Below are 17,426 nucleotides of genomic sequence, written 5' to 3'. Positions count from 1 at the left end.
CACTTGCCTTACGCTGAGGCGAAAACGCTGAGAACTGCGGGGTTTGGGCCCCTTCAACGGCTCAAGCCGTGAAGGAAAACGAGAGAGTGGCTCCGCGGGTAGGATTCGAACCTACGACCAGCCGATTAACAGTCGGCTGCTCTACCACTGAGCTACCGCGGAACACTTCCTCTCGGGAAGGCGGGCGCTATAGCAACGGGAATCTCATGTGCGCAACAGGAAAAGTCGCAAGTTGGAAATGATCTTCATCGAGCGCCCCGACGACCCGCGAATTGCGGGCTTCCGCGACATCCGCGAAAGGGACCTTACAGGCCGTCAGGGACTGTTCGTGGCGGAGGGCGAGGTGGTGTTGCGCGTCCTGACCTCCAGACACGCCCTGTGCCGCCCCCGGGCGGTCCTGCTGGCGGAAAACCGGCACGAAGGCCTGGCGGACGCCCTGAGCGATCTGGACGAAGACGTGCCGGTCTATATCGCCGGGCGGGCGGTGCTGGACGCTATCGCGGGCTTCCCTCTGCATCGGGGCATACTGGCGCTGGGCGAAAAGCCGGCGTCCCGCTCACTGGACGCCCTGATCGGAGAGATGGGCGCGGACGCCACGGTGATTCTGGCCTGTGGCATCGGCAATCACGACAATATGGGCGGCATCTTTCGCAACGCGGCGGCCTTTGGCGCCGACGCCGTCCTGCTGGACCAGCGCTGCTGCGATCCCTTCTACCGCAAGGCCATTCGGGTTTCCGTGGGCGCGGCCCTGCGGACCCCCATGGCGACGGGGCTGCAGCCGATTCCCGCCATCGTGTCGCTCAAGGCCGCCGGCTTCCGCGTCTTGGCCATGACGCCGTCCGCGAACCTGTCGCTGGATCAGGCCCCGACCGGCGGGCGAGTCGCAATCGTGTTGGGTCCGGAGGGGCCGGGGCTCGATTCGGGGGTCATCGCCCGCTGTGAACCGGTCGGGATTCGCATGAGCGGGGGCTTCGATTCGCTGAATGTCGCCGTCGCGGGGGCTATCGCCCTGCATCATTTCGCGCGACGGGCGTAAAACGATCACCAAATCGCGATTAACGCTTTGTACACCTTGATGGATCGCCGGACCTGTGTCGCTCTGGCGGTGTCCGGGGAGGGATCGTCATGTTCGGCGGAATTCTGGTTTTCGTCCATCGCAACGCACGGGTCGGCATCGCCGTCGCCGTGGTCGCCGCCGCTGTCGGCGCGGCCGCCTCGATCGGCTGGATCACCGCGCCCGTCGCCTGAACCCGGGCCTGAAGCCCTTCAGCGCATAAGGAAATCCCGGCGAAAGACGCCGCGATCATCTGTGGTGGCGAACCACGGATCGATACGAATATGAGAAATTCTCGCGATGGAGGCCTGAGCCGGAATCGAACCGGCGTACACGGATTTGCAGTCCGCTGCGTAACCACTCCGCCATCAGGCCGAGAGCCCTGGAGAAACCAGGCCGTCCATCGCGAGGCGGGTTCGCTATCAGATCGGATTGTCCGCCGCAACGCACAGACCTATAAGCGCGCCAGATTTCAGCAGGATTCTTCCAAAATGGATTTCGCCGCCGCTCGTAAGGTCATGGTCGACAGTCAGGTCCGGGTGAACGATGTCACCGACCGCGCGCTGCAGGCCGCGCTTCTGGCCGTGCCGCGCGAACGCTTCGTGGCGGCGGACCGCGCCTTCTCCGCCTACGCTGAAATCGAGCCGGAAGTCGCCGGTGAGCGCCGCCTGATGCTGGCCCGGGATCTGTCCAAGCTGCTGATGGCCGTCGGGGCCAAGGAGGGCGAGCGCGCCCTGTCGATCGCCGGCCCCTACGCCGCCGCGGTGCTGGCGCGCATGGGCCTGAACGTCACGGCCCAGGAATCGGACCCCGCCGTGTTCGAGGTGGTCGGGACCGCCCTGGCTGACGAAGGCGTCGCCGCTGCGGTCGCGCCCCTGTCCGAGCCTGCGGGCGAAGCTTTTGACGTGATCGTGTCCGAGGCCGCCGTGCCCGGTCGCCCGGAAGCCTGGCTGAAGGCCCTGTCCGTCGGCGGCCGCCTGGCCGTGGTCGAACGCACCGGCCCCGCGGGCAAGGCGGTGCTCTACATCCGTGGCGAACAAGGCATATCGCGCCGCGAATTGTTCGACGCGGCGCCGCCGGTGCTTGCAGAACTGCGGCCGGAGCCCACCTTCGCCCTCTGAGATCCCGCTCTCCGACGGAGGGCAGGGGCTCGCGCGTGAAAAAAACTTAACTGGCGCGGGACTAAACCGTCCCGCATCAGGCCTTGGGATATGATGGGCGCGCATCCCCCGCGCCAGGCAGGAACCACCATGCTGAAACGTTCGCGCGCGCTCACCTCGGTCGCCGTCATTGCTGTGATCACCGGTATGGGCGCGCCCGCCTGGGCCGAGACGCTGCAGGAAGCGATCGCCCTGGCCTATCGCACCAACCCGTCGCTGCTGGCCCAGCGCGCCAACCAGCGGGCGCTGGACGAATCGATTGTCCAGGCGCGCGCCGGCCTGCGTCCGACCCTGGATGTGACCCTCAGCGGCACCTACACCCGCACCGACTCGCCGCGCGTCGGCACCGGTCCGTTCGCCACGGGCGGCGTGGACAACAGCGACAGCGCCAGCGCCAGCATCGGTCTGAGCCAGACCCTGTGGAGCGGCGGACGCATCGGCCACGGCATCAGCGCCGCCGAAGCCAACATCATGGCCGGCCGCGAGAACCTGCGCGACACCGAGCAGAGCGTTCTGGCCCTGGTGATCCAGTCCTACGCCGACGTCATCCGCGACACCGAGATCCTCGCCATCCGCGAAGCCAACCTCAGCGTCCTGCAGCGTCAGCTCGAGGAAGCCAGCGCCCGCTTCGAGGTCGGCGAGATCACCCGCACCGACGTCGCCCAGTCGGAAGCCCGCCTGGCCCAGTCGGAAGCCGATCTGGCCAACGCCCGCGCCCAGCTGTCCGTCTCGCGCGCCGGCTATGCCGCCGTCGTCGGCCAGTCGCCGGGGGATCTGGCCCCCATGCCGGTCCTGCCGGGCGTTCCGACCGACTTCGACTCGGCTCTGGATATCGCCCTTATCGATAACCCCGGCATCCGCTCGGCCACCTATTCGCTGCGCGCCGCTGAAGCCAATGTCGCCGCCGCCAAGGCCGAATATCTGCCGTCGCTGCGCGCCACCGCCAGCTACGGCGGCTCGAATGCCGACTTCGACCGTTTCGGCGACATCCCCGACAACACCCGCCTGACCGCCGGCGCGACCCTGTCGGTGCCGCTGTTCACCGGCGGCCTGAATTCGTCGCGCGTCGCCCAGGCTCTGGAGCGCGCCAACGCCGCCCAGATCGCCGTCGAAGGCGAAGGCCGCAACACCCTGCAGTCGGTCAGCTCAGCCTACGCCCAGTCGATCTCGGCCCGGGCCACGCTGACCGCCGGCCAGGAGGCTGTACGCGCCGCCACCGTCGCCGCCGAGGGCGTCCGCCAGGAAGCCCAGGTCGGCCTACGCACGACCCTGGACGTGCTGAACCAGGAGCTGGAGCTGCGCAACGCCGAGGTCACCCTGGCCAGCGCCCGCCGCAACGAATACGTCGCCCAGGCCAATCTGCTGGCCGCCATGGGCCGTCTGGAAGGTCAGGACCTGGATCCGACCATCACCGTCTACGACCCGGCCGCCAACTATGACCGCGTCCGCAACCGCGGCGCCCTGCCGTGGGACGGCGTGGTGGAAACCATCGACCGTCTGGCCGCTCCGGCGGTCGTTCCCGCCGCCGACGCCGAAGACGCTCCCATCGACGCCCAGCTGAAGTCCGAGGTCGTCCGGACCGCGCCGCGCGGCTGATACCGGCCGCGCTCGCCCGACCGGGGAAAAACGCCCGTTGATTCCGGCGGGCGTAGATGCGACGAACGCCTTGCGGGGAGGGGAACCGCCCCGCAAGCCAGCCATTCGATCAGTCCGCCCGCATGAGTGGGCGCCCGGGATTTCGCCATGACCGACCAGACCGCCCAGGAACCGACGATGGAGGAAATCCTGGCGTCGATCCGCCGGATCATCTCCGAGGACGACGCACCGGCTGAAACCGCCGCCGCGCCCGCCCCGGCGCCGGAACCTGCGCCTGCTCCGGAACCCGAGCCCGCCCCCGTCGTCGCCGAGGCTCCCGCGCCGGCGCCGACTTTCGAGCCCGAGCCGGTCGAGGACGACGTCCTTGAGCTGACCGACACCTATGAGGCGCCCGCCGAGACCATCGGCGATCTGGACCTGTCGCCCGCCGCGCCCGAGCCGTTCCCGGCCGCCGAGCCGGTCAGCGAGTCGGTCTTCGCCGCCCCGACCGAGATTCACACGCCGGAGCATCCCTCCGTGCCGACGACCAACTACGACTCGCTCGTCGGTGAAAGCGCCGCCGCCAGCGCCGCCTCGGCCTTCGCCGGTCTGGCCGCCAGCTTCCAGAAGCCGGCCGCCACGCCCGCGCCGTCGTCGCCGGACATGAACTTCATCAGCGGCAACAGCGTCGAGGCTATGGTCGCCGAGATGCTGCGCCCGATGCTCAAGGCCTGGCTCGACGCCAACCTGCCGGGCATCGTCGAAGCCGAGGTACGCAAGGAAGTGGAACGCATCGCCCGCTCGGCCGGCTAGCCTTCACCTGCGCACCGATCTTCACTAGATCATTCCAGGGCGGCTCCGGCGGGGCCGCCCTTTCTCTTTTTCTGATTGCCCGAACCTATGCTCGACAAGACTTTCGATCCGAAATCCGCTGAACCCCGCCTGTACGCCCAATGGGAGGACAGCGGCCTGTTCGCCCCGCGCGCCGCCGCCGCCACGGACGACGCGGCAGACGCCTATTCGATCGTCATCCCGCCGCCGAACGTGACGGGCTCGCTGCACATCGGCCACGCGCTGAACAACACCCTGCAGGACATCCTGACCCGCTATCACCGGATGAAGGGCAAGGCCGTCCTCTGGCTGCCGGGCACCGACCACGCGGGTATCGCCACCCAGATGGTCGTCGAGCGTCAACTGGCCGCCGCGGGCGAGCCGGGGCGGCGCGACATGGGCCGAGACGCCTTCGTGGACAAGGTCTGGGAGTGGAAGGGACAATCCGGCGGGACCATCGTCCGCCAGCTGCGCCGCCTGGGCGCCAGCTGCGATTGGTCGCGCGAGCGCTTCACCCTCGACGAGGGCCTGAACGCCGCCGTCCGCAAGGTCTTCGTCCAGCTGCACAAGGACGGCCTGATCTATCGCGACAAGCGTCTGGTGAACTGGGATCCGCATTTCCAGACCGCCATCTCGGACCTCGAGGTCGAGCAGAAGGAGGTCGACGGCGCCTACTGGCATTTCGCCTATCCGCTGGCCGACGGCGTCACCTACGAACACCCCGTCGCCTTCGATGACGAAGGCAAGCCGACCGAGTTCGAGACCCGAGATTACATCGTCGTCGCCACTACCCGCCCGGAGACCATGCTGGGCGACACCGGCGTCGCCGTTCACCCGACCGACGAACGCTACGCCGGTCTGGTCGGCAAGTTCGTGACCCTGCCCATCGTCGGCCGCCGTATTCCCATCGTCGCCGATGACTACGCCGATCCGACCAAGGGCTCGGGCGCGGTCAAGATCACCCCGGCTCACGACTTCAACGACTTCCAGGTCGGCAAGCGGGCCGGTCTGGCGACGCTGAACGTCATGGACTCGCTGGCGCGCATCACCGCCGCCGACACACCGGACGTGCCCGCTGAATACGAGGGCATGGACCGCTTCGCCGCGCGCAAGGCCATCGTCGCCCGCGCCGAGGAAGAAGGCTGGCTGAAAGAGATCGAGAAGACCAAGCACGCCGTCCCGCACGGCGACCGCTCGGGCGTGGTCATCGAGCCCTGGCTGACAGACCAGTGGTACGTTGACGCCCACACCCTGGCTCAGCCGGCCATCAAGGCGGTGGAGGAGGGCGACACCACCTTCGAGCCGGCCAGCTATTCGAAGGTCTATTTCGAATGGCTGCGCAACATCGAACCCTGGTGCATCAGCCGCCAGCTCTGGTGGGGCCACCGCATTCCGGCCTGGTACGACGCCGATGGCAACATCTACGTCGCGGAGACCGAGGCCGAGGCCATCGCCCAGTCGGGCGGCAAGGCCCTGACGCAGGACGAGGACGTCCTCGACACCTGGTTCAGCTCGGCCCTGTGGCCGTTCTCGACCATGGGCTGGCCGGATAAGACCGAGGACCTGTCGCGCTTCTATCCCACGGGTGATCTGGTCACCGCCGCCGACATCATTTTCTTCTGGGTCGCCCGGATGATGATGATGGGACTTCACTTCATGGATGAAGTTCCGTTCAGGCGCGTCGTCATCAACGGCCTGGTCCTCGACGAGAAGGGCCAGAAGATGTCGAAGTCCAAAGGCAACGTCATCGACCCGCTCGACATCATCGACGAGCTGGGCGCCGACCCGCTGCGCTTCACCATGGCGATCCTGTCGGGTACGCGCCGCATCAAGTTGTCGAAGCAACGCATTGAAGGCTATCGCAACTTCGGCACCAAGCTGTGGAACGCGGCTCGCTTCACCCAGATGAACGAGGCCAAACGCGTCGAGGGCTTCGATCCGGCGACCGTCCAGCAGTCGATCAACCGCTGGATCCGCGGCGAGCTGACCAAGGCCGAGCGTCAGGTGGCGGACGGCATCGAGGGCGGGCGTTTCGACGACGCCGCCTCGGCGCTGTACAAGTTCGTCTGGAACGTCTTCTGCGACTGGTATCTGGAACTGGCCAAGCCGGTCTTCCAGGGCACGGATGAGGCCGCCAAGGCCGAGACCCGCGCCATGACCGCCTGGACCCTGGATCAGACCCTGAAGCTGATGCACCCGGTCATGCCCTTCATCACTGAAGAGCTGTGGGACCAACTGGGTCAGGACGGCGCGCCGCGCGACGAGCCGATGCTTCTGGGCGCCGCCTGGCCGGAACTGCCGGACAGCTTCATCGACGCCGCCGCCGACGCCGAGATCGGCTGGCTGGTCGATCTGGTCACCGAGGCGCGTCAGCTGCGCGCCGAAATGAACGTCCCGCCGTCGGCCAAGCCGCCGCTGACCTTCGTTTTGCCCTCGGCCGAGAATGCTCGTCTGATTGAGCTGCATCGTCCGCTGATCCAGACCCTGGCCCGGGTGTCCGAGGTCGCGGTCGCCGACGCCCTGCCGACCGGCGCGGTCTCGCTGGTCGTCAACGGCGACACGGCGGCGCTATCGCTGGCCGGGATCATCGATCTGACCGCCGAGCGCGCGCGTCTGGTCAAGGAGATCGCCGCCTTCGAGAGCGACATCGGCCACGTGAACAAGAAGCTGGGCAACCCCAACTTCGTCTCGCGCGCCGCCCCGGAAGTGGTCGAGGAGCAGCACGAGAAGCTGGCCGAGGCCGAAGCCGGCAAGGCCCGTCTCGAAGCCGCCCTGCAGCGTCTGGAAGCGCTCTGATCCGGTGAAGACACGGCTGGACCAGTTGCTGGTCGCCCGAGGCCTGGCCGAAAGCCGGGCCCGGGCGAAGGCTGCGATCGCGGCGGGCGGCGTCACCGTCGACGGCCAGCCCGCCAGGGCCGCTTCGCAGACCGTGTCCGAGGATGCGGAGGTCACCTTCGTGGAGGCGCACCGTTTCGTTGGTCGCGCCGCCCTGAAGCTGGATCACGCCCTGACCCTGTGGCCCGTCGCGGTTCAGGACCGGGGGGTGCTGGATGTCGGCGCCTCCACCGGCGGCTTCACAGAGGTCTGTCTGGAGCGGGGCGCCGCTCATGTCTGGTCGGTCGACGTTGGGCAGGCGCAACTGCACCCCCGCATCGCCGCCGATCCACGCGTGAGCAATCTGGAGAAGACCGACGCCCGCGACCTGACACCCGACCTGATCACGGATGCGCCGGACCTGATCGTCTGCGACGCCAGCTTCATCGGCCTGTCAAAGGTCTTGCCGGTCGCCCTCGCGCTCGCCGCGCCCGGCGCCGATCTGGTCACGCTGGTGAAGCCGCAGTTCGAAATGGACAGCCGCGCTGACATCGGACGCGGCGGCGTGGTCAAGGACGCCGAGGCCCGTCAGGCCGCCCTGACGCGGGTCGCCGACTGGATCGCCTCCCGCGGCTGGACCGTCCAGGCCACCGCCGAAAGCCCCATCACCGGCGGCGACGGCAACATCGAGTATCTGCTTTGGGCGAAGCGGGACTGAAGTCCCGCTTGAGGGCGCTAACGCTCGCGACGCGGTCGCTCGCTGCTTGAGCGCAAGCCGGCGCGAAGCGCCCGGAGCCCGTCGGGTCGGGAGGTCTCGCAGAGCCGACGGTCCGCGCTCCCCCCAACATGAAAAACCGCCGGTGGATTTCTCCACCGACGGCTCCCGTCACATCGCCGATCGACAGGGGGGCTGAAAATAACCGGCGACGCGATCTCGTCAGTAGCCGTTGCAGACTTCTTCGTAGCGAGTCACGTAACGGCCGTTCCAATCCCGGGTCCGGGTCTCGACCGTGCGGCAGCCATAGCGGTCGCTGCGATAGTCAGACCGGTCGTCGTAGCGGTAGCGATCATCATACCGGTCGTCGTAGCGACGGTCTTCATAGCGACGATCGTCGTAGCGGCTGTCGTAACGGCCATAGCCGTCGTCGCCGTACGAATAGGCGTTGCGGTCATAGCGTTCGCAGTCACGGGCCGAGTCATTGCCGACCGCGCCGCCGACGACGGCGCCGAGCACGCCGCCCAGGATGCTGCCTTCGGTGCGACGGCCACGGGCCGCCAGTTGCGAACCGGCCACCGCGCCCAGACCGGCACCGATGGTCGCGCCGGCGCCACGGCGCTGGTTGCGGTCGCTGCGGCAGTATTCATAGCTGTTGTAGCGGTCGTTGTACGACCGGTCGCCGTAGTTCTGACCATAGTAGTCATACCCGCCGCCCTGATAGCTGTAGGCCTGGGCGGAGGCGGTGGCGGGTACCATGAGCAGGCCTGCGGCGGCCACGGCCGCGGCGGCGCAAGCGGCCTTGCTGGTGAGAGAAGCGAACATCGGCGTCTTCCTTGATGATGCGAACCCGACAGCCGAACGATCCGGTCCCCTGTCTGTTGCATCCCTTTTGCGCTGACGAAGCTGAACGGCCTTTGATCGCGCCGTTCATCTCCGTTCATGTTTCGCCCGCGAGCCTTTGCCTTTAGAAGCGGCCCGATGACTGAGACGCTGACCATTAAGCGCGTAGGCGGGCAGGGGGACGGGATCGCGGAAACAGCGACCGGCCTCGTGTTCGCGCCCTTGACCCTGCCTGGAGAGACCGTGCGCGGCGTCGTCCGTGAAGGGCGGCTGGAAGAGGTCGAGATCGTGACCCCCAGCTCCGACCGCATCGCGCCGGTCTCGCCGCAATACGGCGATTGCGGCGGCTGCTCGCTGCAGCACTGGGCCGCGGCGCCCTATCTGGACTGGAAGCGCGAGCAGGTCCGGCTGGCCTTGGCCCGCGAGGGCGTCGAAGTCGATGTCGAGCCGACCGTGCCCGTGCCTGCCGGGTCCCGTCGTCGCCTGGCCCTGCACGCCCGTCGTGGTCCGGGCGGCGGCGCCATTCTCGGCTTCAAGGCGCGCAAAAGCTGGCGGCTGGTCGAGGTCAATAGCTGCCCGGTGGCCGATCCCCGGCTGGTCGCCGCGCTTCCGGGCCTGGCCAAGGTGGCCGAGCCCTTCCTTGAGCATCCCAAGTCGGCCCCGACCCTGCATGTCACCCTGACGCTGGACGGGCTGGATGTCGACGTCACCGGGGTCGAGCGGCGCTCGGGCGGCGGCCTGTCGCGCGACTCCCAGATGAAGGCCATCCAGGCCTCGGCCGCCGCCGATCTGGCCCGGCTCAGCCTCGCGGGCGAGACCCTGGTGATGGCGCGCCAGCCGCACGTCCAGTTCGGCCCGGCCACCGTGCCGGTGCCGCCCGGCGGTTTCCTGCAAGCCGCACCGCCCGCTGAACAGGCCATGGTCGAACGCACCGTCGCGGCGGTGAAGGGCGCCAAGAAGATCGCCGACCTGTTCTGCGGCGCCGGCACCTTCACCTTCCCCCTGGCCACGGTCGCGCCGGTGATCGCCGCCGACGGCTCCGCGCCCGGCATCGCCGCCCTGAAGGCGGGCTTCAGGACCGCTAAGAAGATCAAGACCATCGAGGCCCAGGCCCGCGATCTGTTTCGCCGCCCGATGGCGCCCTACGACCTGCGCGGTTGCGACGCCATCGTACTGGACCCGCCCCGCGCCGGCGCGCTGGAGCAGACCCAGCAGATCGCCCAGACCAAGGCGACGACGGTCGTCTATGTCTCGTGCAACCCGGTCACCTTCGCCCGCGACGCCCGCGTTCTGCTGAACGCCGGCTTCCGGATGGAGAGCGTCACCCCGGTCGACCAATTTCTGTGGTCGGCGCATGTGGAACTGGTGGCGGTTCTGCGCCGCTGATCACCTCCGCCCCGGGGCGTCGCAGGGCGGCGATCAGAATCTCGCACACGATCAGGTTCGGGATCCACGAACTCCACGCCGTGACCCCATAGACCGCGTCGAAGGATAGCCCGCCCACGCCGGTCAGGAGCACCAATTGCAGCCGCAGGCTGACCCCGGCCAGGGTCAGGGCGTAGCTGCGCATCATCCACGCCCGGTGCTCCTCCCGATCACGGCTCATCGCCGCCAGCAGGCCCAGGGTGGTGCTGACCAGCCAGAAGACGGCCAGCAGCAGGAAGCCGGCGATCCCGACCGCGCCCCCCAGGGCGAACGGCAGGATCAGGGCCGCTCCCGTCACGGACAGCAGGACGCCGACGACATAGGCCTGCCCCAGAAGCCGGTGCAGCCACGGCCTGATCCGGCCGACCAGAACCAGCTGAAGCGCCCCGATCAACAAGGCCGCCGAGGCCGCACCCGCATGCAGAAGGGTGGCCCCCAGGCGGCTCCGGTCCGGATCCCGCTCGCCGAAGAAGCCGTCATAGGCCTCGGGACCGGTGAAGTAGACCGCCGACATCGCCACGGTCGCCAGCAGCAGGCCGCCTCCAACGAGGCGGCCCGCCCAGATCAGCGCGCTTCGCATCACCGCCCCCTCAGAACCGGTAGCCGAAGCCGGCCAGCGTCTGGACCTCGAAGTCGTCGCGCAGGCCGGGGTTCTCGCGCACCGAGTCGCCCAGATAAGCGCCGCTCACATAGGCGATTGCGACCAGACGGTCGGTTACCGGCCAGAGCACCTTGAGGTCGGCGCCGAGGCTCACGCCGCCCTCGCGGATCTCGAACACCGGCAGCGGCGTCGCCACGCCGTCCTCGATCATCTCGCGACGCTGTTTCGGGCTGACGCCGTACATGTGGTTGGCCGTGGCGCGGTCCTGCCAGACGACCTGCGCGCCTGGCGTCACCCTGACGGCGCCGACCGGAAGGGCGATCTCATATCGGGCGGTGGCCTCGCCGCCCTCGAACTCGCCGCTGATGTCCCGGCGATAGTCGACGGACACGGTTCCGACGGGCCCCTCCAGTGAGACGCGGACACCGGCGTCGGCGGTCACCTGTTCGCGGTTCTCCCCCGGCAGGGCGCGCGCCGCGATGAAGCCGTCGACTGTAACCGAATAGGCCCCGGTGGACGGCGGGGCCCAAGTCGCGCCGGCCTCAAGCCCATCGACATAGAAGGCGCCCCGCCGGGCCACGATGATCGGGATGGAAAAGACGGAGACGCCTTCGCCCTCGAATGGAGACCGGTAGGCCAGGGCGCCGGCGCCGATCACCAGTGGATCCTCGTCACCGGCCAAAGCGCCGGCATGGGCAAAGGCGGGGGGCGGGCTGAACGCCGCCACGGCGACGGCGGCGGCAAGACGATGAAAGGACGGCATGAAGGACGTGTCTCCAGGAGCCGGTCCGACAACACGCCGGGCGTCTCGGCTCCCGGCAGCCGTCTGGCGGCGGGACCGGGCGGCGGACAACCGCCGTTTCGCAAGAACGCCCCATGCTGTCGTGAACCGATCCCCGACACGTTCGCGCTTCGTGAACGCGTCGGCCCTTCGCCTTGTCCGTCCCCCCGAGCAGCGGTAACCCGGATCGGCGAAGCCCGCGGGGAGGGCGTGTTGCGAGGACGGCATTTGGACATCGTGGCCTTCTGGGCGGCGCAGGACGGGCGGACGCGACTGCGGATCCTGGCCCTGCTGGCGGGGCCCGCCGTGATCCTGACCCTGCTGGAGCCCTTCGAAAGCGGCGGGCTGCCCTTCGCCCTGCGCCTGACCTACTGGGCCCTGCTGCTGGCCGCGCTCGGCCTGCTGTTTCCGTTCGTCGTCCGGCTGGTCCGCAAGGCGACGGGTGCGTGGCTGATGTCCGCCGTGGTCCTGCTGGCGATCGCCTGCGCCGTGGCGGCCCTGCCGCTCTGGGGCCTGGTCGAAGGTCTGGACTGGGTCTTGGCCGCCGTCATCGCGCCCCTGTTCGGACGGGCCGCCGTTCTGGAGCCGCCCTTCACCGGCGGCCCGATAGACCTGCTGGCGACCTATGTCTCCGTCTATCTGGTCACGGCCCTGATCATCGGCGGGATCAGCCTGCTGCGACTGGTCACGGCTCATCGAAACCCGGCGGCCGCCCCCAGCGCGGCGCCCGGTGTTCGCTTCCTGTCGCGCCTGCCCGCCGGGGTCGTCGGCGACCTGATCTGCATCCGCATGGAGGACCACTATCTGCGGGTCACCACCCGCAACGGCGAGGCCCTGATCCTGATGCGGATGCGCGATGCGATGGCCGAACTGACCGACTATCCCGGCCTTCAGGTGCATCGCTCGTGGTGGGTCGCGGCCGACGCCGTCGCCTCTCTCGCGCGCTCAGGCCGTCGGATGGAGGTGGTGCTGAAGAACGGGACCCGTGCGCCGGTGTCGTCCACCCATCGCGGGCAGGTGGAAGGCTTCGTGTTCGGCGAGGCCTAGTGAGCCAGCGCCGTCGTCAGGCGGGCGACGAAGTCCGCCTGACGTCCGACGTCATTGTGTCCGGCGGTGCGGAAGACGATCCGCTCCACCCGATTGCCCTGCGCCTCCAGCCGGCGGGCGAGGGCGCGGCTGAGGGCCGGGGGCAGGGTGTCGTCCTTGCCGGCTTCCAGCACCACCACCTTGCCCGGATAGCCTTTCAGGGCGGCGGGGATGTCGACCGTCTCCAGCGCCGGAGCCAGGGTGACCCGCACGAAGGGGCGCATCAGGCCCACCTGCTGGTTCACCGTCGCGCGGGCTCCCGGCGTGGTCGTTTCCAGCACCAGCAAATCGGCGCGGGTGCGCGCCCCCATTTCCGAGCAGACGATGCCACCCAGCGAATGGCCCCAGACGATCAGGCGACGACCCTCGGCGGCGGCCTGACGGCGCGCCTCATCGGCCACCACCTCGCCGACGGCGCGGAAATTGGCGAAGGTGTCCAGACCGGCGGTGTCGCCATAGCCGGGATAGTCGAACATCAGGGCGTCGCCGAACGGGGCCAGGATTTCGGCCCGCGATCCGCCCGCCGCCTCGCGCCGGAACATGTTGCCGCCGCAGAACAGGATCAGGGGCCGCGCCGCATCCGCCGACCGCACCCGCGTCGCCCCGATCGGGCCTTCCGCATAGCGCAGCACCAGGGTCTCGGACCCCGCAGGCGGCGGATTGGAGGGCAGCCTGACATTCTCCCGGGCCAGCCGCGCATCCGGCCAGAAGAAGGCCCGCTCGGGCACATTGACCTTCAAGCAGGCAGCGAGGCTGAGGGCGGCGATGACGATCAGCCCCATCACCCGTGTCTTGCGCAGGACCATCATCGCCTCACCGAACCGAACCTGGGCAGTTCGCGCCCGGAATCGGCATTTGTCCAGCGGGTCTCAAGCCGCGTCGAACAGGTCCATCTGCTTGCGGGCGGAGGCGGGGACGCGGAATCTCGTCTCGTCGAGAAGCGGTCGCGGCGCATCCAGTCCGTAGCGTTTGATCGCCGCCTTGAAGCGGGTCCCAATCAGTTCGGCGACAGGGCCGGTTCCCTTCATCCGCTGGGACCAGTCGGCGTCATAGTCCTTGCCGCCGCGCGTCTGGCGGACCAGCGACATCACCCGCGCGGCGCGATCCGGCCTGGCGTCGGCCAGCCATTCCCGGAACAGGTCCTTGATCTCCAGCGGCAGCCGCAGGGTCACATACATGGCGCTGGTCGCGCCCGCCTTGGCCGCTGCCTCCAGAATGGCCTCCAACTCATGGTCGTTCAGCCCAGGGATGACCGGGGCGAACCCCACCCCGACCGGACAGCCCGCGTCCACCAGGCGGGAAATGGCTTCCAGCCGTTTCGCCGGGGTCGAGGCGCGCGGCTCCATAGCCCGCGCCAGCTTGCGGTCCAGGGTCGTGATCGAGACAAAGGCCGAGGCCAGCCCCTCGCGCCCCATCGGCCCCAGGATGTCGGCGTCGCGCGCGATCAGCACCGATTTGGTGATGATGCTGAACGGGTGCTGGAACCTCTGCATCACCTCCAGGATCGACCGGGTGGACTTCAGCTCGCGCTCGACCGGTTGATAGGGGTCGGTGTTGCCGCCTATGTGGATGCGCTTGCAGACGTATCCCGGCCTGCAGAATTCCTGCTCCAGCAGACCTGCTGCGCCCGGCTTGAAGAAGAGCCGGCTCTCGAAATCCAGGCCCGGGGATAGGCCCATCCAGGCATGGGACGGACGGGCGTAGCAGTAGATGCAGCCATGTTCGCAGCCCTTGTAGGGGTTAATGGACCGGTCGAAGCCGATGTCCGGACTGGTGTTCTTGGCGATGATCGTCCGGGCCGCCTCGGGCGTCAGGGTGGTGCGCAGCGGCGCCGCCTCCGCGTCCTGATCGGTCCAGCCGTCATCGAAGGCCTCAACGGTTTCCGGCTCAAAGCGTCCGGTCGCGTTCGACCTCGCCCCTCGTCCTTTCGCCGTCTCGACCATGGAGAAGACGGTACGCCAGAATGAGAACAAAGCAAGAACTTTTGTTCTCCGTCATATCGCTGAACGAAAACAGCGGCTAAGGCTGGGACCTTCGCGGTCGAGACCACGACCCGCGCGGCGAACCGCGATCTGGTGCTGGCCGAGGCCGCCGTCCGCGCCGACGCCTACGCCGCCATGATGCCGATCGAGGATCGGCGTCAGATCATCGCGGTCGTGGATTCGGTCATGCCCCAAGCCCGGAACGAAAGCGTCCGCGCCCGCTTCCGGCAGATCCGGGCCGCCATGGGCCGCACGGACTGCGGAACGCTCTGCGCCTTCTGACGGGAACCGCCCTTCAGCACCGAGGCTTCGCGGGGCAAACCCCGACCTCATGCAGCGAGTGACCCCGTCACGAGCGATAGGGCGAAAAGAATGGTGCGGATGAGAGGACTCGAACCTCCACGCCTCGCGGCGCTGGAACCTAAATCCAGTGCGTCTACCAGTTCCGCCACATCCGCATAGGTTCGCCGCCGGTCTAGGGGGCGGCGGGCCGAGGGGCAAGAGGGTGGTTCAGGCCATCAACATCCGAACCGCCACGCCGGACAGGACCGAGCCGATCACGGCGATCCGCCCGGGCCTCAGGACCTGCCCCCGCAGGCCCGATCCGTTGCGATCAATGAAGACCAGCAGAGCGATCATCAGCCCGCCGAGGACACAGCCCCACATCATGCCCTTCACCACGGTGACGGCGAACGGCGCCGCGCCCATCGTCAGCATGAAGACGGCCAACAGACCGCCCCCGGCCGCGGATTCCTGCCACTCAGCCTGCATGTCCATCTCCCCCGAGATGTCCTAAGGGGCGGCGCGTTCGGCCTCACAGTCAAGCTTGTTCACAAGACCGAACGAACACCGTTCGAAATTATTCACAGAAATCGGCGTTTCACCGCGCAAGAAAAAGGCCCGGGATTGCTCCCGGGCCTTGAACGTTTCGTTCTTGGGCGAGGATCAGGTCGTCGCCGGCGGCGGCGGGATGTCGCCGTCGTTTTCGTGGACCTCGACGTGACCACGGCCCAGGTGGCTCTTGCGGATGCCATAGGCGAAGTAGATCACCAGGCCGATGGCGCCCCAGATCGGCAGGACCATCTTGGCGTCGTGCGGCAGGTTCCAGAACAGGAAGGCGCAGCCCAGAGCCGACAGCGGCGCGATCACATAAACCAGCGGCATCTTGAACGGACGCGCGCGGTTCGGATCGGTCCGACGCAGGATGACGACGGCGATCGACACCATGAAGAAGGCGAACAGGGTGCCCGAGTTCGAGATGTCCGCCAGTTGACCGACCGGGAACAGGGCGGCGCCGATGGCGACGGCCAGACCGGTGAAGATGGTCACGACGTACGGCGTCTTGAAACGCTTGTGCATCTTGGTCAGGCCTTCCGGCAGCAGACCGTCACGCGCCATCACGAAGAAGATGCGGGTCTGACCATAGATCATCATCAGGATGACCGAGGGCAGGGCCAGCATGGCGGCGACTCCCAGGGCATTGCCGACCTGCTCATGGCCGATAACGCGCAGCACGTGGGCCAGGGCTTCGTTCGAGCAGACCAGACGTTCGCTGTTTTCAGCCAGGGCGCAGGCGGCGGTGAAGGCGGCCGAGCCCGGCTGGACGGCCGAACCGTCAGCGCCGAGGACCGGCTGGGCGCCGATGGCGCCCGCGGCGCCCAAGGCGACCAGCAGGTAGAAGACCGTACAGAAGGCCAGCGAACCGATCAGGCCGATCGGCACGTTCTTCTGCGGGTTCTTGGTCTCTTCAGCGGCGGTCGAGACCGCGTCGAAGCCGACATAGGCGAAGAAGATCGAGGCGGCGGCGCCGACGATGCCCATGCCCGAATAGGCGCCGAAGGCTCCGTTCGGGGCGAAGGGCGACAGGTTGGCGCTGTCGATGACCGGCAGGGTCAGGGCGATGAAGACCGTCAGGGCGATGACCTTCACGGCCACGAGAATGGCGTTCACGCGGGCCGACTCGGTCGTGCCGAGCACCAGCAGGCCGGTCACGGCCAGGGCGACGATGATCGCCGGGACGTTGACGATGCCCGCCGAGAAGTCCGGCGTCGGGACCCAGCCGTTCATCGACCAGGTCGGTCCGGCGGAGAGGAGGTCAGGGAAGTCGAAATGCAATCCCTGCTCAATCAACCCCAGCACATAGCCCGACCAGCCGACGGACACGGCGGATGCGGCCACCGCGTATTCGAGGATCAGGGCCCAGCCGACGCACCAGGCCAGCAGTTCGCCCATCACGGCATAGGTATAGGTGTAGGCCGAGCCCGAAACCGGGGCCATGGCGGCCAGTTCCGAGTAGCACAGCGCCGCCACGGCGCAGACGGCGCCGGCGATGACGAAGCTGAGCATCATACCAGGGCCGGCCTTCTGCGAGGCGGCGGCGGTCAGAATGAAGATACCGGTGCCGATGATGGCCCCGATGCCCAGAAGCGTGAGTTGGACCGGACCCAGCGACCGATGAAGCGACTTCTTCTCGGCCGTGGCCAGAATCGCGTCTAGCGACTTAACGCGCCACATGAATTACCCCTCCGACATTATGTAGAGGCAGCCCTCTCGCTGCCT

At 68.0% G+C, this 17,426-nt stretch carries 17 protein-coding genes and 3 tRNA genes; 10 read left to right on the top strand and 10 right to left on the bottom strand.

The features are described from left to right. Window positions 1–87 precede the first annotated feature (87 nt). Window positions 88–162: transfer RNA gene (locus ACTIEF_RS05270), tRNA-Asn, on the bottom strand. A 76-nt stretch (window positions 163–238) separates the two neighbouring features. Between ACTIEF_RS05270 and ACTIEF_RS05265 the strand changes: the two genes are divergently transcribed. Continuing rightward, entirely contained in the window at window positions 239–1,036 is a 798-nt protein-coding gene (locus ACTIEF_RS05265) for a TrmH family RNA methyltransferase (RefSeq protein ID WP_439471501.1), read from the top strand. 89 nt (window positions 1,037–1,125) lie between these two features. Beyond that, window positions 1,126–1,248 (top strand): hypothetical protein, encoded by a 123-nt coding sequence (locus ACTIEF_RS05260; RefSeq protein WP_439471137.1) that lies wholly within the window; start codon window positions 1,126–1,128, stop codon window positions 1,246–1,248. 107 nt (window positions 1,249–1,355) lie between these two features. Here the strand turns inward: ACTIEF_RS05260 and ACTIEF_RS05255 are convergent. After that, window positions 1,356–1,429: transfer RNA gene (locus tag ACTIEF_RS05255), tRNA-Cys, on the bottom strand. 116 nt (window positions 1,430–1,545) lie between these two features. Here ACTIEF_RS05255 and ACTIEF_RS05250 point away from each other — a divergent pair. The 5 genes from ACTIEF_RS05250 to ACTIEF_RS05230 all read left to right on the top strand — a co-directional run bounded on the left by ACTIEF_RS05250 (window position 1,546) and on the right by ACTIEF_RS05230 (window position 8,152). Next, a complete protein-coding gene (locus tag ACTIEF_RS05250; protein ID WP_439471136.1) occupies window positions 1,546–2,175 on the top strand; it encodes a protein-L-isoaspartate O-methyltransferase family protein in 630 nt (209 codons plus the stop codon). A gap of 129 nt (window positions 2,176–2,304) precedes the next feature. Beyond that, the gene (locus ACTIEF_RS05245; RefSeq protein ID WP_439471135.1) at window positions 2,305–3,810 is read left to right on the top strand and encodes a TolC family outer membrane protein; all 1,506 of its coding nucleotides are present in this window, start codon (window positions 2,305–2,307) and stop codon (window positions 3,808–3,810) included. Window positions 3,811–3,957: 147 nt separating this feature from the next. Then, window positions 3,958–4,602: a DUF2497 domain-containing protein gene (locus ACTIEF_RS05240; RefSeq protein ID WP_439471134.1), complete on the top strand. Its 645-nt coding sequence runs from the start codon at window positions 3,958–3,960 to the stop codon at window positions 4,600–4,602. Between the two features lie 87 nt (window positions 4,603–4,689). Next, entirely contained in the window at window positions 4,690–7,416 is a 2,727-nt protein-coding gene (locus ACTIEF_RS05235; RefSeq protein ID WP_439471133.1) for a valine--tRNA ligase, read from the top strand. A gap of 4 nt (window positions 7,417–7,420) precedes the next feature. Beyond that, window positions 7,421–8,152 carry a TlyA family RNA methyltransferase gene (locus tag ACTIEF_RS05230; protein WP_439471132.1) on the top strand — a complete coding sequence of 244 codons (732 nt, stop codon included), beginning with the start codon at window positions 7,421–7,423 and terminating at the stop codon, window positions 8,150–8,152. Window positions 8,153–8,371: 219 nt separating this feature from the next. On the opposite strand, the gene ACTIEF_RS05225 is transcribed toward ACTIEF_RS05230, so the two are convergent. Continuing rightward, a complete protein-coding gene (locus ACTIEF_RS05225) occupies window positions 8,372–8,974 on the bottom strand; it encodes a glycine zipper 2TM domain-containing protein (protein WP_439471131.1) in 603 nt (200 codons plus the stop codon). 156 nt (window positions 8,975–9,130) lie between these two features. On the opposite strand from ACTIEF_RS05225, the gene ACTIEF_RS05220 reads away from it, so the two are divergent. Beyond that, window positions 9,131–10,378: a class I SAM-dependent RNA methyltransferase gene (locus tag ACTIEF_RS05220; RefSeq protein WP_439471130.1), complete on the top strand. Its 1,248-nt coding sequence runs from the start codon at window positions 9,131–9,133 to the stop codon at window positions 10,376–10,378. Here ACTIEF_RS05220 and ACTIEF_RS05215 read toward each other — a convergent pair. Both ACTIEF_RS05215 and ACTIEF_RS05210 read right to left on the bottom strand, forming a co-directional pair. Continuing rightward, a complete protein-coding gene (locus ACTIEF_RS05215) occupies window positions 10,314–10,997 on the bottom strand; it encodes a DUF2306 domain-containing protein (protein WP_439471129.1) in 684 nt (227 codons plus the stop codon). The genes ACTIEF_RS05220 and ACTIEF_RS05215 overlap by 65 nt on opposite strands. Window positions 10,998–11,007: 10 nt before the next feature. Continuing rightward, on the bottom strand, window positions 11,008–11,781 hold the full coding sequence (locus ACTIEF_RS05210; protein ID WP_439471128.1) for a MipA/OmpV family protein: 774 nt from the start codon (window positions 11,779–11,781) through the stop codon (window positions 11,008–11,010). A 255-nt stretch (window positions 11,782–12,036) separates the two neighbouring features. On the opposite strand from ACTIEF_RS05210, the gene ACTIEF_RS05205 reads away from it, so the two are divergent. Beyond that, window positions 12,037–12,846 (top strand): LytTR family transcriptional regulator DNA-binding domain-containing protein, encoded by an 810-nt coding sequence (locus tag ACTIEF_RS05205; protein ID WP_439471500.1) that lies wholly within the window; start codon window positions 12,037–12,039, stop codon window positions 12,844–12,846. Here ACTIEF_RS05205 and ACTIEF_RS05200 read toward each other — a convergent pair. Next, window positions 12,843–13,691 (bottom strand): alpha/beta hydrolase family protein, encoded by an 849-nt coding sequence (locus ACTIEF_RS05200; RefSeq protein WP_439471127.1) that lies wholly within the window; start codon window positions 13,689–13,691, stop codon window positions 12,843–12,845. The genes ACTIEF_RS05205 and ACTIEF_RS05200 overlap by 4 nt on opposite strands. A gap of 63 nt (window positions 13,692–13,754) precedes the next feature. Then, window positions 13,755–14,828, bottom strand: a complete 1,074-nt coding sequence (locus tag ACTIEF_RS05195; RefSeq protein WP_439471499.1) for a PA0069 family radical SAM protein — start codon at window positions 14,826–14,828, stop codon at window positions 13,755–13,757. A gap of 132 nt (window positions 14,829–14,960) precedes the next feature. Between ACTIEF_RS05195 and ACTIEF_RS05190 the strand changes: the two genes are divergently transcribed. Then, window positions 14,961–15,149, top strand: coding sequence for a hypothetical protein (locus ACTIEF_RS05190; protein ID WP_439471126.1), 189 nt, complete (start codon window positions 14,961–14,963; stop codon window positions 15,147–15,149). Between the two features lie 91 nt (window positions 15,150–15,240). Here the strand turns inward: ACTIEF_RS05190 and ACTIEF_RS05185 are convergent. The 3 genes from ACTIEF_RS05185 to ACTIEF_RS05175 all read right to left on the bottom strand — a co-directional run bounded on the left by ACTIEF_RS05185 (window position 15,241) and on the right by ACTIEF_RS05175 (window position 17,381). Further along, window positions 15,241–15,325, bottom strand: a tRNA-Leu gene (locus ACTIEF_RS05185). A gap of 52 nt (window positions 15,326–15,377) precedes the next feature. Further along, window positions 15,378–15,638 carry a hypothetical protein gene (locus ACTIEF_RS05180; RefSeq protein ID WP_439471125.1) on the bottom strand — a complete coding sequence of 87 codons (261 nt, stop codon included), beginning with the start codon at window positions 15,636–15,638 and terminating at the stop codon, window positions 15,378–15,380. Between the two features lie 174 nt (window positions 15,639–15,812). After that, window positions 15,813–17,381 (bottom strand): amino acid permease, encoded by a 1,569-nt coding sequence (locus ACTIEF_RS05175; protein ID WP_439471124.1) that lies wholly within the window; start codon window positions 17,379–17,381, stop codon window positions 15,813–15,815. Between the last annotated feature and the right edge of the window lie 45 nt (window positions 17,382–17,426).

The sequence above is a fragment of the Brevundimonas sp. genome, from assembly GCF_051858995.1.
GTDB lineage: Bacteria > Pseudomonadota > Alphaproteobacteria > Caulobacterales > Caulobacteraceae > Brevundimonas.
The sequence above is the reverse complement of the archived record's forward strand: the minus strand, read 5'-3'. Positions and strand labels throughout refer to the sequence as shown.

Bases quoted from the DNA above. Each gene is read 5' to 3' on its own strand.
- ACTIEF_RS05240 (WP_439471134.1), top strand. From the start codon at position 3,958: ATGACCGACCAGACCGCCCAGGAACCGACGATGGAGGAAATCCTGGCG.
- ACTIEF_RS05250 (WP_439471136.1), top strand. From the start codon at position 1,546: ATGGATTTCGCCGCCGCTCGTAAGGTCATGGTCGACAGTCAGGTCCGG.
- ACTIEF_RS05180 (WP_439471125.1), bottom strand. From the start codon at position 15,638: ATGCAGGCTGAGTGGCAGGAATCCGCGGCCGGGGGCGGTCTGTTGGCC.
- ACTIEF_RS05225 (WP_439471131.1), bottom strand. From the start codon at position 8,974: ATGTTCGCTTCTCTCACCAGCAAGGCCGCTTGCGCCGCCGCGGCCGTG.
- ACTIEF_RS05245 (WP_439471135.1), top strand. From the start codon at position 2,305: ATGCTGAAACGTTCGCGCGCGCTCACCTCGGTCGCCGTCATTGCTGTG.
- ACTIEF_RS05215 (WP_439471129.1), bottom strand. From the start codon at position 10,997: ATGCGAAGCGCGCTGATCTGGGCGGGCCGCCTCGTTGGAGGCGGCCTG.
- ACTIEF_RS05220 (WP_439471130.1), top strand. From the start codon at position 9,131: ATGACTGAGACGCTGACCATTAAGCGCGTAGGCGGGCAGGGGGACGGG.
- ACTIEF_RS05260 (WP_439471137.1), top strand. From the start codon at position 1,126: ATGTTCGGCGGAATTCTGGTTTTCGTCCATCGCAACGCACGGGTCGGC.
- ACTIEF_RS05175 (WP_439471124.1), bottom strand. From the start codon at position 17,381: ATGTGGCGCGTTAAGTCGCTAGACGCGATTCTGGCCACGGCCGAGAAG.
- ACTIEF_RS05200 (WP_439471127.1), bottom strand. From the start codon at position 13,691: ATGGTCCTGCGCAAGACACGGGTGATGGGGCTGATCGTCATCGCCGCC.
- ACTIEF_RS05210 (WP_439471128.1), bottom strand. From the start codon at position 11,781: ATGCCGTCCTTTCATCGTCTTGCCGCCGCCGTCGCCGTGGCGGCGTTC.
- ACTIEF_RS05235 (WP_439471133.1), top strand. From the start codon at position 4,690: ATGCTCGACAAGACTTTCGATCCGAAATCCGCTGAACCCCGCCTGTAC.
- ACTIEF_RS05195 (WP_439471499.1), bottom strand. From the start codon at position 14,828: ATGGTCGAGACGGCGAAAGGACGAGGGGCGAGGTCGAACGCGACCGGA.
- ACTIEF_RS05265 (WP_439471501.1), top strand. From the start codon at position 239: ATGATCTTCATCGAGCGCCCCGACGACCCGCGAATTGCGGGCTTCCGC.